Annotated in this window: 19 protein-coding genes; 6 read left to right on the top strand and 13 right to left on the bottom strand. The window is 56.0% G+C overall.

The genetic code is table 11. The features are described from left to right. The first annotated feature begins 78 nt into the window (after positions 1-78). Entirely contained in the window at positions 79-2265 is a 2187-nt protein-coding gene (uvrB, locus tag AC2FFB_RS06775) for an excinuclease ABC subunit UvrB (protein ID WP_496676451.1), read from the top strand. 833 nt (positions 2266-3098) lie between these two features. Here the strand turns inward: uvrB and AC2FFB_RS06770 are convergent. Beyond that, entirely contained in the window at positions 3099-3389 is a 291-nt protein-coding gene (locus tag AC2FFB_RS06770; RefSeq protein ID WP_142635662.1) for an antibiotic biosynthesis monooxygenase family protein, read from the bottom strand. A 274-nt stretch (positions 3390-3663) separates the two neighbouring features. Further along, a complete protein-coding gene (locus AC2FFB_RS06765; RefSeq protein WP_496696318.1) occupies positions 3664-4110 on the bottom strand; it encodes a MarR family winged helix-turn-helix transcriptional regulator in 447 nt (148 codons plus the stop codon). A gap of 110 nt (positions 4111-4220) precedes the next feature. Between AC2FFB_RS06765 and AC2FFB_RS06760 the strand changes: the two genes are divergently transcribed. After that, complete coding sequence (locus AC2FFB_RS06760) at positions 4221-4445, top strand: hexameric tyrosine-coordinated heme protein (RefSeq protein ID WP_142635660.1); 225 nt, start codon at positions 4221-4223, stop codon at positions 4443-4445. A gap of 43 nt (positions 4446-4488) precedes the next feature. Here the strand turns inward: AC2FFB_RS06760 and AC2FFB_RS06755 are convergent, their stop codons facing one another. From AC2FFB_RS06755 to AC2FFB_RS06740, 4 genes are all read right to left on the bottom strand, one after another. Continuing rightward, positions 4489-4842 carry an MmcQ/YjbR family DNA-binding protein gene (locus AC2FFB_RS06755; protein WP_496874683.1) on the bottom strand — a complete coding sequence of 118 codons (354 nt, stop codon included), beginning with the start codon at positions 4840-4842 and terminating at the stop codon, positions 4489-4491. A 38-nt stretch (positions 4843-4880) separates the two neighbouring features. Further along, positions 4881-5282, bottom strand: a complete 402-nt coding sequence (locus AC2FFB_RS06750) for an excalibur calcium-binding domain-containing protein (protein ID WP_246097187.1) — start codon at positions 5280-5282, stop codon at positions 4881-4883. Positions 5283-5440: 158 nt separating this feature from the next. Beyond that, positions 5441-5848 carry a universal stress protein gene (locus tag AC2FFB_RS06745; RefSeq protein ID WP_281972496.1) on the bottom strand — a complete coding sequence of 136 codons (408 nt, stop codon included), beginning with the start codon at positions 5846-5848 and terminating at the stop codon, positions 5441-5443. Positions 5849-5919: 71 nt separating this feature from the next. Then, the gene (locus tag AC2FFB_RS06740) at positions 5920-6240 is read right to left on the bottom strand and encodes an antibiotic biosynthesis monooxygenase family protein (RefSeq protein WP_142635654.1); all 321 of its coding nucleotides are present in this window, start codon (positions 6238-6240) and stop codon (positions 5920-5922) included. Positions 6241-6363: 123 nt separating this feature from the next. Here AC2FFB_RS06740 and AC2FFB_RS06735 point away from each other — a divergent pair, with 123 nt between their 5' ends. Continuing rightward, positions 6364-7047: a hypothetical protein gene (locus tag AC2FFB_RS06735; RefSeq protein ID WP_246097186.1), complete on the top strand. Its 684-nt coding sequence runs from the start codon at positions 6364-6366 to the stop codon at positions 7045-7047. 43 nt (positions 7048-7090) lie between these two features. Here AC2FFB_RS06735 and AC2FFB_RS06730 read toward each other — a convergent pair whose 3' ends face one another. Continuing rightward, entirely contained in the window at positions 7091-9379 is a 2289-nt protein-coding gene (locus tag AC2FFB_RS06730; RefSeq protein WP_496693615.1) for a glycosyl hydrolase family 28-related protein, read from the bottom strand. On the opposite strand from AC2FFB_RS06730, the gene AC2FFB_RS06725 reads away from it, so the two are divergent. Further along, positions 9345-9521, top strand: coding sequence for a hypothetical protein (locus AC2FFB_RS06725; protein WP_496693614.1), 177 nt, complete (start codon positions 9345-9347; stop codon positions 9519-9521). The genes AC2FFB_RS06730 and AC2FFB_RS06725 overlap by 35 nt on opposite strands. Here the strand turns inward: AC2FFB_RS06725 and AC2FFB_RS06720 are convergent. From AC2FFB_RS06720 to phhA, 4 genes are all read right to left on the bottom strand, one after another. Beyond that, complete coding sequence (locus AC2FFB_RS06720) at positions 9518-9919, bottom strand: DUF4864 domain-containing protein (protein WP_496693613.1); 402 nt, start codon at positions 9917-9919, stop codon at positions 9518-9520. The two genes, AC2FFB_RS06725 and AC2FFB_RS06720, sit on opposite strands and share 4 nt — an antisense overlap. Before the next feature lie 48 nt (positions 9920-9967). Continuing rightward, entirely contained in the window at positions 9968-11542 is a 1575-nt protein-coding gene (locus AC2FFB_RS06715; protein ID WP_281972498.1) for a lysine--tRNA ligase, read from the bottom strand. Positions 11543-11664: 122 nt separating this feature from the next. Continuing rightward, positions 11665-12018, bottom strand: coding sequence for a 4a-hydroxytetrahydrobiopterin dehydratase (locus tag AC2FFB_RS06710; RefSeq protein ID WP_496693612.1), 354 nt, complete (start codon positions 12016-12018; stop codon positions 11665-11667). Positions 12019-12025: 7 nt separating this feature from the next. Then, the gene (gene phhA, locus AC2FFB_RS06705; RefSeq protein WP_496693611.1) at positions 12026-12826 is read right to left on the bottom strand and encodes a phenylalanine 4-monooxygenase; all 801 of its coding nucleotides are present in this window, start codon (positions 12824-12826) and stop codon (positions 12026-12028) included. Between the two features lie 106 nt (positions 12827-12932). Between phhA and AC2FFB_RS06700 the strand changes: the two genes are divergently transcribed. Together AC2FFB_RS06700 and AC2FFB_RS06695 are read left to right on the top strand one after the other, a co-directional pair. Further along, positions 12933-13400 carry an Lrp/AsnC family transcriptional regulator gene (locus tag AC2FFB_RS06700; protein ID WP_246097185.1) on the top strand — a complete coding sequence of 156 codons (468 nt, stop codon included), beginning with the start codon at positions 12933-12935 and terminating at the stop codon, positions 13398-13400. Between the two features lie 81 nt (positions 13401-13481). Beyond that, entirely contained in the window at positions 13482-13904 is a 423-nt protein-coding gene (locus tag AC2FFB_RS06695) for a tellurite resistance TerB family protein (protein WP_142635642.1), read from the top strand. Positions 13905-13906: 2 nt separating this feature from the next. On the opposite strand, the gene dacB is transcribed toward AC2FFB_RS06695, so the two are convergent. Further along, entirely contained in the window at positions 13907-15388 is a 1482-nt protein-coding gene (gene dacB, locus AC2FFB_RS06690; protein ID WP_496874682.1) for a D-alanyl-D-alanine carboxypeptidase/D-alanyl-D-alanine endopeptidase, read from the bottom strand. 66 nt (positions 15389-15454) lie between these two features. Continuing rightward, entirely contained in the window at positions 15455-16075 is a 621-nt protein-coding gene (locus AC2FFB_RS06685) for a nicotinate-nucleotide adenylyltransferase (RefSeq protein ID WP_496693609.1), read from the bottom strand. Positions 16076-16104: the final 29 nt, after the last annotated feature.

Raw genomic sequence — 16104 nt, 5'->3', positions numbered from 1 at the left:
TGCCGTTTCTAGATCGGATCAGGTCTTGCAGTTGGACAAAATAAGAACAAATGTAGGGGCCTGACCCGGAGCCTGCCCATGCCTTACGCCCATTCCGACAAGACTCAGCTGACTGCTGATGACGTCCGCGCCCGCCTGAAACTGGAAGGCGGTAAAGAATTCGTCATGCATACCGAGTTCTCACCGGCAGGCGACCAGCCCACCGCGATCAAAGAGCTGACCAACGGTATCTTCGACGGCGAAAGAGAACAGGTCCTGCTGGGCGCGACCGGGACGGGCAAGACCTTCACAATGGCCAAAGTGATCGAGGAAACCCAGCGACCCGCCATCATCCTTGCGCCCAACAAGACACTGGCGGCGCAGCTCTATGGTGAGTTCAAAGGTTTCTTCCCGGAAAACTCGGTCGAGTATTTCGTGTCTTACTACGACTACTACCAACCCGAGGCCTATGTCGCGCGCAGCGACACCTATATCGAGAAAGAATCCCAGATCAACGAACAGATCGACCGGATGCGCCACTCGGCCACGCGGGCGCTATTGGAACGCGATGACGTGATCATCGTCGCCTCAGTGTCGTGCATCTACGGTATCGGCTCGGTCGAAACCTATGGGGCGATGACGCAGGACTTGAAGGTTGGCGGCGAATACAACCAGCGCCAGATCATGGCCGATCTGGTCGCCCAGCAATACCGCCGAAATGATCAGGCATTCCAACGGGGCTCGTTCCGGGTGCGGGGTGACAGCCTGGAAATCTGGCCCGCCCACCTTGAAGATCGCGCTTGGAAATTCTCGTTCTTCGGTGAGGAATTGGAAACCATCACCGAGTTCGACCCGCTGACCGGTGAACGCGCCGCGAATATGGAACAGGTGCGGGTTTACGCCAACTCGCACTACGTGACGCCGAAGCCAACGATGAACCAGGCGATCATCGGCATCAAGAAGGAACTCCGCATCCGACTGGATCAACTGGTCGGAGAGGGCAAACTGCTGGAAGCGCAACGTCTGGAACAACGCACGAATTTCGATCTGGAGATGTTGGAGGCCACCGGCGTCTGTAACGGAATCGAAAACTACTCGCGCTATCTGACCGGTCGCGCGCCGGGCGAGCCGCCCCCGACGCTGTTCGAATTCATCCCCGACAACGCCATCGTCTTTGCCGACGAATCCCACGTCAGCGTGCCGCAGATCGGCGGCATGTACCGGGGCGACTATCGGCGCAAATTTACCCTGGCCGAACACGGGTTCCGCCTGCCATCCTGCATGGATAACCGCCCCCTCAAGTTCGAGGAATGGGACGCCATGCGCCCGCAATCCGTGTTCGTCTCGGCCACGCCTGCCAAGTGGGAGATCGAACAGACCGGCGGCGTTTTCACCGAACAGGTGATCCGCCCCACAGGCCTGCTGGATCCCGAGGTCGAAATCCGCCCTGTCGGCATGCAGGTCGACGATCTGCTGGACGAGGTGCGCAAGGTCGCCGCCGATGGCTATCGCACGCTGGTCACAACGTTGACCAAACGCATGGCCGAGGACCTGACTGAATACATGCACGAACAGGGCATCAGGGTCCGTTACATGCACTCCGACATCGACACGCTGGAACGCATCGAGATTCTGCGTGACCTGCGTCTGGGCGCGTTTGACGTGCTGATCGGCATCAACCTGCTGCGTGAGGGGCTCGACATCCCCGAATGTGGGCTGGTCGCCATTCTGGACGCCGACAAAGAAGGCTTCCTGCGCTCGGAAACCTCACTGGTTCAGACCATTGGCCGCGCCGCGCGCAACGCCGACGGGCGGGTGATCATGTATGCCGACAAGATCACCGGTTCCATGGAGCGCGCGCTGAACGAAACCGATCGCCGCCGCGCCAAGCAGATCGCCTATAACGAGGAACACGGCATCACCCCAGCAACGGTGAAGAAAAACGTCGAGGATGTTCTGGCCGGTCTCTACAAGGGCGACGTCGACATGAACCGCGTCACCGCCACCATCGACAAACCGATGCACGGCGCGAATCTTGAGGCGCATCTGGACGGGCTGCGCGACAAGATGCGCAAAGCTGCCGAGAACCTGGAATTCGAAGAGGCCGCCAATATTAGGGACGAGATCAAACGCCTGGAAGCGGTCGATCTTGCCATCGCCGACGACCCCATGGCGCGCCAATGGGCGGTCGAGAAAGCCTCGGAAGACGCGGTGAAATCGAAGGGCCGGTCAACGGCTGGGAGACCAGGGCAGCGGGGCGGGAATGTGAAGCGGCGGAAGAGGTAGGCTGAGAAGATATCTATTTGCGAACCTTCCATATCGCGCCCGCGTACCTATTCACTCTCATTGCTTCAGTCTCGCAAAAGTTAACTTTTCTGAAACTACCGACGCACGTTCCCTTCGCGCACGACCAAGTTACTTGGTTCTTGCACCAATTTATGCAGGTTGGCGCTTGTGCTTGATAAATTCCCAAATCATGAAAATTACCATCAACGGCATTAGAATCAAAATGCTAAAGTCGGCATATCCTGACCACCCAGACGAATAATAGATTTCAGGGTACACAAATTTCCAAACGACACCTGGGCTCAAGCAAACCAGCACTTTTAGAGCGCCAGAGTTAAAGACACAGAATTCTTTAATCAGGGTTATCAGCCCAATCATCAGATGCTTCCTTTGAAGTTCCACGTATACTGATTCCAAGCTGCGCGTATGAACTATGCGGATACTACTTTACCTGTGCAAGCGATCTGTAGATATCAATCTATTGGAGTCTTACGCACCCGCTCTCTAGTCTATCAGTCGAGCACTGCGAATTTCGTCTATTGCTCGCTCCCATTTTTTCGGATTGCCAACCAAATATGGGTGAAAGCACTACCCAACACGTTCGCAATTCAAGGTACCCGCACTTCAAACTTACAGCCTAGCGCCCTCTCCTCCACGTTTGAAATCACGAATTGTGATCCCAACCTGTTGCCATGACAACCTCCCACACCCTGCCCAGTACCCATGAGTACCAAAGCGCCATTCACCGGGTGCGCGGCACCCGTGTGGTGCTGGCCGAGGATCTGGCACAGGTTCTTTTGCAAAAAAAGGGCGGGAATATCCCGCCCGATACCTTACCCCTTATCCCAATGGGCAATCACATCATACCCAACCGGCGTTGGCGGGCTTTCCATGAACTCGGCGAAATGGCCCCATAGCTCGGCCACTTTGGGTGCGTTTGCGTTCGAGGTCGCCTCGCTTTCAACGACCGAGATCACATAGCCCGACCCGTCCTCGTTCATCACATTGGTAAAGCTGTGCATGCCGGGCATGCCCATGATTTCTGATTTCAATGCGTTCATTTTCGCCGTCGCCGCCTCGCGCGTGCCGGGCTTCATCTTGAATTGAGTAATACGTGCAAACATGATCTTCCTCCCTCGTCCGGCGATATCGCCATGTGACGCGGTCAGAACGACCCCGCCGCACGCAACCTAGCACGGCAGCCCGAAATCTCACATTGATACGCGTGATTTGCGGCCATTTTCAACCATACGCCTCACTGTATTTGGGCCACTGACACGCCAGAGTTGCTGCCCAGCGCGGAAGGCTCGACATCTGAATCACATATTGTGATTCCACAGCCGCAGCCAGACCGATCCTGAACTACCAAAGCGCTGTTCACCGTGTCTGCGGCCTGTGCTAACTGCCGGCCTGTGACAAGCCGGCTTTCAGCTTCTCCAGCGTATTCAAAAGGCGGTCTAAGTCAGGTTCGTCCAGCCCGGTATCGGCGATCATGCAGGCGGTGATCTCATGCGCCACAGACCGTAATGCCGATCCCGCCCCTGTCAGAGAAACAACAACCTGGCGTTCGTCCTCTTTGCTACGGGTTCGGTCGACAAGCCCGTCGGCCTCAAGGCGTTTCAGCAGCGGGGTCAGCGTGCTGGTTTCCATCGACAACGCGTTGGCCAACTCACTGACATTTCGCCGGTCTCTCTGCCACAGCAGAGTCAGGGTGATGTATTGCGGATAGGTCAGCCCTAGCGGGCCGAGGTGTCTCTTATAAGCGCGGTTGATCACATGCCATGACGTATAGACCGCATGGCAAAACATCTCGTCGGTCTTCGGTTGGGTCGGAGAATCTGTCACGGCAGCACCTTCGCTCGCTTATATCGTGCACGATATAATTCATTGACCCACGCCCACAAGGCAGTTTATATCGTACTCGATATTATTGCGCACGATATAGGAGGCAACGCATGTCCTGGCTACCAACGCTCATCACCGAGACACCCGAGGAGGGATTTGACCTGGCAATCAAACTATCACGGATGGCGGTTAAGAAGACGCAGCCCAATGACGAGATTCGTCAGCGCCTGAGGCCGATCTACGAAAACGATGCGGACAGCCTGACTATGGTGTCGCATGTCGTGGCGACAAATTACCAGACTGTGGCGGCAGCGAACAACTATTGGCGCAAGTGAGTAAAGGTGAAATGGGCTGGGTGGCGGAAGGAATGACCCATTCCTATACGCCCAGTTCCGCCCGCATCTTCTTGGTCAGCTTGGCCACGACCAGATCATAGGACGTCACGATATGCTCGCGCAGCGACGTGTCGCTCATCCCGCGGTCCTCATAGACCTGCAGCCATTTCATCCCGCGCGAGGCCAGATATGGCGCAGGGCGAATTCCGGGTTCGTCGCTCAGCACCTCAAAGGCCAGTTCAGTGGCTTTGAAGGTGAAGGCGTCCTGACCGTCGTTCCAGCCGCAGATCGCAAATACCTTGCCCCCCACTTTCCACACGTCTGCGTTGCCCCATTGAACCACATGAGAGCTGACCTTCAGGCCCGCGCAGAAACTGTTGAACTCTGCTCGCGTCATCGGCTCAGCCTCTTTGTTCCGAAGTCCTTACCCACCTGTCAGGGCCTCACGAATTTGGCATTGCCAACGCGTTTTTGAGGGGCAGCGCTTTGTTCTGCATTCGGGGCAATCACCCCACAGGCCACACCATCCTGATCGGGATCGTTTTGCAGGTGATAGCCCGGCTCGCCCTCCAGAAACGGACCAGGAAGAACCGAGAGCGCAGCACCACATCCGGCAAGGGCAACAAGATGTAAAACCGCCTCATCACGCTCGAATTCTGAAGTGCGCAACCAGACGCTCAGGGCAATGATGCCTGTCGTCAGCGGCAACATGAGGACCATCAGCAGAATCCGCACCGGTGACAATGCGCGCCGGCGCAGAGCTTCGGCGCGTTGAACACGTTTGGCCGATTTCGGATCCGTGAACAGCGCCTTGGGAGTGGTCTTTTCTGGCTGCATTCCCGATCAATACACCAGTATCCGTGGGATGCCGATACCTAAGGGACAAACATATCTGTGAAACTCTGTCACGATGCAGGACGCTCTACGAACCTGGGCCAAGCAAACAAGACAGACCGTCCAATTTCTTGGCTGCTCGCTTGTGATCTGGCAGAGACCTAACGCACCACGTGCACTGAGCATGCAGCGTGGCGGACAACATGGGTAGCGGTGGAGCCCAAAAGCAAATCCTGCATACCTGGTCGATGAGACGCGATGATGATCAGATCCGGCTTATTCACGTCGGCCCAGTCAAGGATCGTCCGACCGGAATGCCCCTCGACAACGACTCCGCGGGCGCCCGAAATATTTTCCGCCAGCGCATCCAACTCGGCCTGAACGGCCTTGCGCGCATCGTCCAGATACCCGACCGGCATATAAGCGCTGGCATAGGCCGGTATATGTTCGACCACGTGCAGCAGCGTGACCTGTGACTCGGGTGCCGCCAACAGTTGCGCCAGTTTCAATGCGGACGGCATATCACGCGCGTCGTCGAATGATATTGGTACAAGAATATTGTGATACATGGCACGCGCCTCCTTGGTTGCTCAAGTATACTGGTCGATTACCAGACGCGTGACCTTGATCCAGGTCAGGATCAGTTGAAGGTTTCCGCAACATCGTACATGACGGGCTCAAAACTCTTGCACAACTCGTTGATTTTACGGTTTCTATCACGCATTTCTGACGTACGCAGCATGGCCAGAAAATCCTCGCGACGCTCCCATTGCGAATAATTGGCAATCCGGGTCTGGGCGTCGTTCACGTGCAATCCCGCTGCAACAAATCCAGGTTGCTTTGAGATGAAGCTGGCATAGGCATCCGTCAACGCCTCAAGCAGATCCTGGCAGGTGCCAGGCGTCATTTCAAATGTTGTGATTACGGTCTGCACAGTAGCGTTTTTGGAAATCTTTGGCATCTTGAAACTCCCTTGTCTGTCTCAAACCTAACACAGGATTCTGAAAGGTCTTGTGTTTCCTTTTGGCCTAGGCGCGCTCTTTTCAATTCGAAAAATAAACAAAACACTAACACTCCGTTAACCATGCTGACGGAAGCTGCAAGCATGTATCGCATTGCCCTGATATTGCACCTGTTGCTGATGGCCTCTCCTGCCTGGTCAGGTGCATGGCTGCGAGAAAAGGATGCAGCATTCACAGCCGCCTCACTGACAGCTTTTCGGCTCCCTGAGGATGGGTACGACTATAAAACCTCTCTCTATGCGGAATGGGGATACAGCCAGAACCTGACGGTCGGCTTTGATTTCGAACAAAACCAAGACCTCTATGGCCATGCACTCATCTTTGCCCGTGTCCCAGTAGCGGATTTGGGCCAATGGGGTCGGTTCGCTGCTGAATTTGGTGCCGGTGCATATCACAAACATGAACGGGCCTGGGCACAGTACAAAGTGACGCTGTCTTACGGCAAAGGATTCCAGAGCGCCTTGGGAAGCGGTTGGATCGCGATTGATGCCGCCATCGAAAACCGAACACATGATGACATCTATCGAAAGCTCGACCTGACAACAGGGCTTTCATCGGACAGGTTGATCAATCCCCTAATCCAAATCGAAACGGCCTACAGGTCTGGGCACTCGATATATTGGAAGGCACGCCCCTCGGTCATGATCCGAACCAAAGACAGTTCTACTACCTGGGTTCTGGGGGTGGAAAGAAATGATGCCCGCAAAAACACGGGCATCAAACTGGCTTTGTGGAACGAATTCTAAGTCCAATCCGTTCCTACATTAATTCCGGCAGACGCCCGCACCGTCAGCGCTCCATCCTCAGGATTGCTGAAACCTCGCCCTTCAGACCCTCAGGCCAGCGTAACTGGATATCAGATCCATCCACCCCGTGCTCCAGCAGGACATAGGGGTGCGAATATTTGGTTGACCCAAGCGCTGTCTTCAAAGGTCCCAGAACGGTAACCGAGTCACAACTGCGCGCCTTGCCACCAAAGGGCAACCGGTCCTCAGAAGATACCGTCCACGCCGTTGCAGCTGTGTTCTGTGCGTGCCGTACCCTCAGTGGATTTGCGGTTTTAGCAGTCACACCATGGAACGTATTGTTTTCAAACGTCACGTTCAAATGGGCTGTGTTGTTCAGATCAGCGAATGTCGTGTCCACGCGTTCGGCCCGGTCGATCCCTCCGTTGATGGACCGGAATTTGTTTCCCGTCACGACGACGCCGTTCAGGAAATGCCCGGCGCCATAGGGACGAATGACAATGCTGCTGAACCAGGGCGCGACCTCGTTCGAGTAGAAGATATTGTCGGTAATGCTCATGGCGCTGAATGAGAAGCCAGCGGTGTAAACAGGGTCCGAATCCCGCTCATTTGTCCATTCGACAAAACAGTTATCGACATAGTTCTCGGCGATGGTCGAGCTGTTGTAAGTTCCGATCATGACCAAACCGGCCGAGCGCACCCCCTGAGTGATGCTGTCTCCCTGGAAAAAATGGTTGCCTAAGACCATGTTGTTGGTCCCTGCCAGCACCGCAAAATGCAGGAAACGAACCGCGCGATTGTGGCGCAACTTGATGTCATTGGCCGTTGAGTTCAACGCAATCGACTTGCGATCCGAGACGTCAAAGGACTCTTCAGAAGACAGGAACTGACAATTATCGACCAACATGCCCTGACACCCTGTACCGATCGAGGTGATACCGCGATCCAAAGGTCGGCTGATAAAACAGTTCGTTATGGCAAATGTGCTGCCTGACGGCGCAAGGCGAATTGCGCTACAGCGGCCATTGCATTGAAACTCGATCTCTTCCATTCCGAACTTGCGCAACGTGCTGAAACCGCTGAAATCAAGCAGATATTTGAAAGACAAAAAGGTAAATGTCTGCGTCCCGGATGCGTTATAGATCGGCGCGTTCAAAGTGATCTCTCCCGCCCCTTCATCCTTGGACCGGACATAGATCTCGCGGCCAACGCCGCTGCCCTGCACCAGCGCGCCGACAGGAATGTTGGCAACATTCGCAACATTGGTCAAACGCGTTGGGTCCGACGGGCTGTAGGTTGCCAGAGATGTGAATGTCTCGGTGCCCCAGGCCGAACTGCTTTGAACATCGAACTGGCCATTGCGGATGATCCGGCGTGTCGAAAACCCTGTTTGTTTGTTCGGAACCGCCGCTGCCATGTCAATCGGCTCACTCACCGAAATCTTGCGCCCGCCCAGATCCAGCGATTCATGATCCGAGTTGTTCAGCAAAGCCTGAAAGGCCTTTTTGAATGCCAGGTCCTCGGCGCCGAAGGCCGTGATATAGGCCGGCAGGTTAAAGTTCTTCGTCAGCAAGAGCATCTTGTCATCGGGCATTGTGACCATGCCCTCAAATTCAATCTCAGACGAGATCGTCGTGTTTTCCGTCAACAGGTAGGTGCCATCCGAGACAAAGACACGTCGTCCATTCGCTGCCTGATCAGCGGCGACAAACGCTGCTGTGTCATCGGCTACACCATCACCGACCGCCCCGAAATCACGGATATCGACCAGAGAGATCATGTCGCGCAGGAACACATTGGTGACATCCGTAATCTCGATATCGTCGATCCGGACCACAGCGCCGTTGGTGCCTTCAATATCCAGCCCGAAATGCCCGTACAGGGTGGAAACACCCCAAGGCATATCCACACCCGTCCGTTGCCCCGCGCCCACAATCGCAGTGATTTCATGCACGGTGCCGTACCCGGACAGCTGTGTTGCCGGGCCCTGTTTGACCACGCCCGGCACCTGAACATCACCTGCCCCGCCCGCCCAGGCGGCGATACGAACCTCGGGCAAGGGGCCGCTAATCGCTTTTATCCGGGCTTTGATCTGTAAGTAGCACCCGGGCAGCAGCGGTGTCTGACCCATATAGCGCAGCTGTTGTGTTGCGTTCACCTTCAGAATTTCCAGACATCCGCCAAAATCCGCATCTGCCGGAACAAATATACCATTCCCCGATCCATGATAGGTTGGCGAACCCGGTGTTCCGTCACCACTTGACCATACGTTCAGACCGTTTGCGAAAGCAGGCGGCATGAACACGATGCCGTCGGTGATTGCCTTGTTCATAGAAATCCCTTTCCCATTCGCGCAGCGGCCAATCACCACGCGCATAAACCCAGTGTTCGGGGTCGGCCCCGAACGCAAAAGCCTGAGTATCGAAAAGGAATTAACCGCCGCTCATATCACCGTGACGGTGGTGTTGCGCTAGGCCGCCGGATCCGAATTTCCCAAAAGCTGCACGCCGTTGATTTTCCAGCCCCGTCCCTGAGGGATCATCTCGTAGTCCAGAATGTGAACCTGCCCGTCGCCATCCGTGATCATCACCTTCTGCCACAACGCCCCTGAAATTTCGCGAAGTTCCAGAAACCGCACGTCCGCAGGCCGCCAGACCATCGGATAGCCACGCCGGACCATCACCCCGAAATTCTCAGGCGTTCCGAAAAGGCGCTGGATAGTGGGGCTGGCAAATGTAAAGGCGGTTGCGAAATCATCCGCCTTGAACGCCTGTATCTGCCCCGCGATATTCGCCTCGATCTCGGCGTTTTGGGCAATGGCTCCGGATGCCAGTCCGGCACTCAAAGATACAGCAAGCAATAAACGACGCATGGGGCCACCTCCTGATCGAAGGATAGCCCCACGCGCGATCAGGTCAAATCAGACCAGCTCTCCGGCCAGCGCCTTGTCGATCAGCGCAATGGTTTCCGGCACGCCATAAAGCGCGATGAACCCGCCAAATCGCGGCCCCTGGGATGCGCCCAACAGCACTTCATACAGCGCGGTGAACCAACCCCGCATAGGGTCAAACCGCTCGCGCCCGACAGAGTAAACCACCGATTGCAACGCCTCATCCTCGATCGGTCCGTCATATGCCGCCAGCTCTGCTTTCAACGCCTCCAGCGCTTCGCGCTCTTGATCCGTCGGCGCCCGGTGCTGGCGGGTGGGCTTGACGAAATCGTTAAAGTAGCGGACCGCAAAGCCCGCCGCCTGATCCAGATCAGGATGCGTCTCAGCCGTGGCCTCAGGCGCATAGCGGCGGATGAACCCCCACAGCGCCTCTTTGTCTTCAGCCCCCGAAACCGACGCCAGATTCAACAGCATCGCAAACGGCACCATCAGGGTCGATTCAGGAACCTCCCCGCCGTGGATATGCCACACCGGATTGTTCAACTGCGCCTTCAGCTCCTGCCCCGGATAGGCCCGCAGTTGCTGATGATATTCATCATAGGCCTTGGGGATCACATCAAAATGCATCCGCTTGGCGGTCTTGGGCTTTTGATACATAAAATACGCAAGACTCTCAGTCGGTGCATAGGTCAGCCATTCGTCGATCGAGACGCCATTGCCCGAAGATTTCGAAATCTTCTGACCGTTCTCATCCAAAAACAGCTCATAACTGAAATGCTCTGGCGCACGGCCACCCAACGCCCGGCAGATCGCGTCATAGATCTTTTCGTTGGTTGCATGTTCCTTGCCATACATTTCAAAATCAACGCCCAGCGCGGCCCAGCGCGCACCGAAATCCGGCTTCCACTGCAGCTTTACGTTGCCACCCGTGACCGGCAGCGTCCATTCCTTGCCGTCGTCGTCATCAAAGGTGACGGTATAGGTCTCGGCGCAGACCTTTTTCATCGGCACGTACAGAACCCGACCCGTTTCGGGGTGGATCGGCAGGAAGATCGAATAGGTCTGCTGCCGCTCTTCTCGCAGGCTTTTCAACATGATGGCCATTACGGCATCATAGTTGTCGACCGCCCGCTTCAGAATCTCGTCAAACTGACCCGAGCGATAAAAGTCGCGCGCCGAATAGAAATCATACTCGAACCCAAAAGTGTCGAGGAACCGGCGTAACATTGCGTTGTTGTATTCGCCAAAGCTTGGGTATTCGCCGAACGGATCAGGGACCGAAGTCAGAGGACGCTGCAAATGCTCTTCAAGCGCTTCGGGATTCGGCACGTTGCCGGGAACTTTGCGCATACCGTCCAGATCGTCCGAGAAACAGATCAGCTTGGTCGGAATATCCGACAGCGCCTCAAACGCACGCTTGACCATGGTGGTCCGCGCCACCTCGCCAAATGTCCCGATATGCGGCAAGCCGGACGGGCCATAGCCCGTCTCGAACAACACATACCCCTTGTCCGGAGCCCCTTTCTGATAGCGTTTGAGCAACCGGCGCGCCTCTTCAAAAGGCCAAGCCTTGGACGACATCGCGGTTTCACGCAGTTCAGACATTTTCTTCAAGCTCCATCGGGAAAACAGCGTCGGCTTTCGTTTGCCGCCGACCGACCCCTCCTATTGTGCCGGTGCAGCATGAGTCAATAAAGCAAGCTGTTTTTCCTGTCTGGAAACTGGCCTCAGACGACTAACTGATCCAACTTGGCCGCCCAGATGAAATCATTCTCACTAAGGCCGTCAATTTCGTGGGTCATCAGCTGAACATCCACATATCCCCATCCAAATCTAATGTCGGGATGATGCCCTTGCTGATCGGCCAGCCAGGCGCAAAGGTTTGCCAGATAGGTCGCCTTGGCAAAGCCTTTGAATTTGAAATGACGGCTGAGAGTTTTTGCATCCGCATCCAGCGACCAATCGGAGGTCAACTGGGCCAGATGCGCGCTTGCCGCATCACGGTTCAAAGCTGGAATGCCGCCGGAACAAGGGGCACAGGTCCGATCCGATAGGGTGCAGGTTTGTTCTGATGTGGTCATGTCCAGCTTACTCCGCCGCTGTTGCCTTTTCGGGAAACTTATTCGGCAACAGGCCCAGTGATTGCGCCTTATGCACATCCGCCAGCAAATCCCGATCGGCGGCAGCAAACAGTTCCTCGGGGTCGTCCAGCACGAAATAGCCCATCTGGTGCATATCAATCCGGTAGGGCGTGCGCAGGATCGTCAGAACGTCAAAGGGATCGCGGTCGGGTATTTCGCTTTCCACCGCGTAGACAAGTTCGGTCGGGGATGAGGCAAGCCCCGATCCCAGCGCCTTGATCACCCCATCCTGACGCCGCAGACCAAATTCGATCGAAAACCAATACAGTCGGATCAGCCAAGCATAGTCCTTTTCACCGGCCCGCACCCCAGCCATTCCGATAGCATGACTGAACGCAGCAAATCGCGGATCGCTCAACAACGGAGTATGGCCGAAAATTTCATGAAAGATGTCCGGTTCCTCGATATAATCGAAATCCTCGCGGGACCGGATAAACGAGGCGGCCGGGAAAACCCGGTCGGCCAACATGCCAAAGAAGGTCTTGAACCCGATCAGCGCGGGTACAGGCTGCACTTTCCAGCCTGTCATATCCAGAAGCCTCTCAGAAATATCAGCGCATGATGGAACACGGGTTTTCGGAAGCTCCAGCCGGTCCAGCCCCGCGAGATAATCACGCGCCATATAGCGCTGTATGTTCTCTTGCTGAGCGGCATAAAGATCAGCCCAGACAGCATCCTCTTCGTCGGTATATGTGATGTGACCATCGGCATTGGCCACCTTGGCGACGTATTTTGTCGACTTTGGCATGGAAGCTCCTCCTGAAAAGAGCATAGCCAGCCATCGTGAAAAATTTCATTTGAATGTTTTTCAGGATCATACAATATGAACGAAACATTTCACAAACTCAAAAGATATGACGCAAATGCTTCAAAACGCGGATATCGCCATCCTGCAAGAGCTTCAGACCGATGGCCGTCTGTCTATGCAAGAGCTCGCGGATCGTACCGGCCTGTCTGCCTCGCAATGTTGGCGGCGGGTTCGCGATCTCGAAGCTGCTGGGGTTGTGGCAGGCTATACCGCTCGTGTGCCCGCCAAATCCGTCGGCCTGAACGCAATAGCCTATGTTCATGTTGCGCTGCGCGATCATCAGGAAGACAGCATCACTTCGTTTTTGCGGCTGGTTGAGACCGAGGCTCAGATTGTCGAGTGCGCCTCAATCACCGGGGATCATGACTTCATTCTGAAAGTCTATTCGAAAACACCCGAAGATCTTGAGGCGTTCATCATGCAAAGGCTGTTGAAATCGGGGTTAGTCCGCGACACTCGCAGCAATTTTGTACTGCGGCAGACGAAAACACGTGGCCCTTTGCCCATTCTTTGATCTATCGCTCCAAAATCCGTTGAACCTATTCCCTGCCCCACCTATCGTGCGGGATCAGAACAGTTCAATCAGGACACCCCTATGACCAACCAAGTGCCACACCCGATGTCTCCTCAAGATTGCCTCGTGGCGATTATGGTTGCGATCTCTGCATCAGATGAGACCATCCGCACCGCCGAGCTGGTCAAAATCGAGGGCGCGGTCAACATGCTGCCTGTCTTTGCAGAATATGACATCGACCGGATGTATCGCGTTTCCCAGATCGTCTTCGATCTGTTTGAACAAGAAGATGGTCTGGATGCCCTGTTTGGACTGATTCGCGACAACCTGCCCGAACGCCTGAACGAAACCTCCTATGCGCTTGCATGTGATGTTGCGGCTGCAGATGGTACGCTGGCAGAATCCGAATTGCGGCTGCTCGAGGAAATCCGTTACGAGTTGGACATCGACCGTTTGCATGCCGCTGCCATCGAGCGCGGTGCGCGGGCACGGCACACGACCTGACATCAGCTGCTGCCGGCCAGCTTCCCCCACCTTTCGATCAGTGCGCGCTGCAATTTGCGCGACCTGTTATTCCAGCTCCGCCCGCCTTCGGGCCGTTCACGATACGCTCGGGGGATCGTTGCGCGATGTTCTATGTCGGCCGTGAATATCGCAAAGGCCAGCTCTGCCCCATCTGGTGAGGTTATGAACCCACCCAGGCCCGAGACAAAGTTCAGGGTTCCGGTTTTCGCATTCACTCTGATCGGATGATCCTTGACCGGCCGCCCCTGACTGTCGGCAAGGGTAAATTTCTTCAGCAAAGGCCGGAGGTCTCCGGCTTTCTGCGCCGCCAGCAGCGCGACCACCAAATCCTCGGGCGCTACGCGTGAATCGCCCCCAAGCCCTGAATGATCGACCATCGCAACCCCGGTCACACCATAGGTCTCTGTGGCCCATCTGTTCATCTCGGCGGCTGACTCCGCCAAAGTCTGCGGTCGCGTACCGCGCGCCCTCGAGGCAGCGAGCCCTACCATCTCGGCAGTGAGGTTGGTCGAGTATTTCAGCATGCCCTGCAATATGCTCTCGAGCGGGTCGCTTTGATGAATGACCAAAGGGGTTCCATTCGGCATCTGCCGCGTGACCTGCGTCCGCCCCAGCACAATTCCGTTGGATCGGGCCAATGTTCTGAAAACGTCACCTGCATAAAGCGCGGGCTTGCGGACAGGCAGCCACCGCGCCCCATCGCTACCTAACGCGCCTTTGGCAACAGTCCACCGGTCCTGACGGGCGCTGGGTTCGTAGGTATAGATCGGCAGGTTGTGGCCCTCGACCTTCATGGACGCCACTTCCACTGCAGGGGTATAGCGCGTGCTTCGGGCATCCATGGTCACGTCATAGCTGGCGCCCTGCTTTTTCCACTCGAAATGCACGCGATTGAAATTCAGAGAAATGCCGCTGATCGCAGGGCTGTACCCCAAATGATCTGGCTGCCCCGGATCAATGCTGAACACGTAAGGCAACGCGCCATCATAAACTTTGAACGCGCCGCGGACCTCGGTGATTCCGGCCTCGCGCAAGTTTGCCGCCATCGCGGCCAGCGCATCCGTATCCAGCAAAGGATCACCACCGCCAACAAGAACAAGATCGCCGTTCAAAATGCCGTTTTCTATGGGCCCCTCAGCGACCAACGCAGTTTCGAACCTGTAGTCAGCACCCAACACATTCAGCGCGTAAAGCGCGGTCAGGGCCTTGCCAACACTTGCCGGTGGCAAACCCCGGTCGCCACCATAGGCTTCAAGCACCGTGCCTGTATCAGCGTCGGCTACAGCAAAGGCGACTTCGCCGCGCAGGTTCGCGGCTTCGACCAAGCGCACAACACCTACGATCGGCTCATCACGAATCTGAGGCCTCAATGATGTAAGCGGTGCCTCACCCATAACGGCTACAGGCATCAGGGCCGCGCCCAGCCCAGCAATAAATCCTCGTCGCGAATAACGATCATTCATGGGTTAATTAAAATCCCAGAGATCACAGGCAAACAACCTGAGATCCGAATTATGGGCCCACAGGGGCTATTCAGGCAACACCTTGTTGCCCCAAACCCCCTGAATGCGCAACTGGGTCGAACTGACATCCAGCATCGGCACATTCACAAAACACCACGCCGGGGCCTGTGCCCGGCCCAGTAAATGCCGCGCCTGCCCGTCGATGCGGTATTTGGCATAGCGACGCGCCGCAGGGGACATACGTGCAGAGATGCGGTCTCCGGGACGGGCAACAACGCCAACCGGTACGGTTTCAATAATCGACTGCCAATCCTTCCACTTATGGAATTGCGCCAGGTTATCTGCACCCATCAGCCAGACAAACCTGACCTGCGGATAAAGCTTCTGCAGGGCGGCGACAGTATCCGCCGTGGCGCGCGTGCCGATCTGGGTCTCGATATCCGTCACCTCGACACGTGGATGCTGCATCACAGCTTGCGCTGCCTTCACCCGCCGCGCCAATGGCGCAGGCCCGCGCTCTTTCAAAGGATTGCCCGGAGAGACCAGCCACCACACCCGATCCAGCCCAAAGGCCTTCATTGCCTCGAGTGTCACATGCACATGGCCCTTATGCGGCGGATCAAATGACCCCCCGAACAACCCCACGACCTGCCCGGGCCGTACATATGGGATAGAGCTACGCTGCATCTCTTGCTGATGTTCAGAACTCGGCGGGG

The sequence above is a fragment of the Ruegeria sp. YTSA219 genome, assembly GCF_059609985.1.
This window is presented reverse-complemented; position numbering and strand designations above follow the sequence as displayed.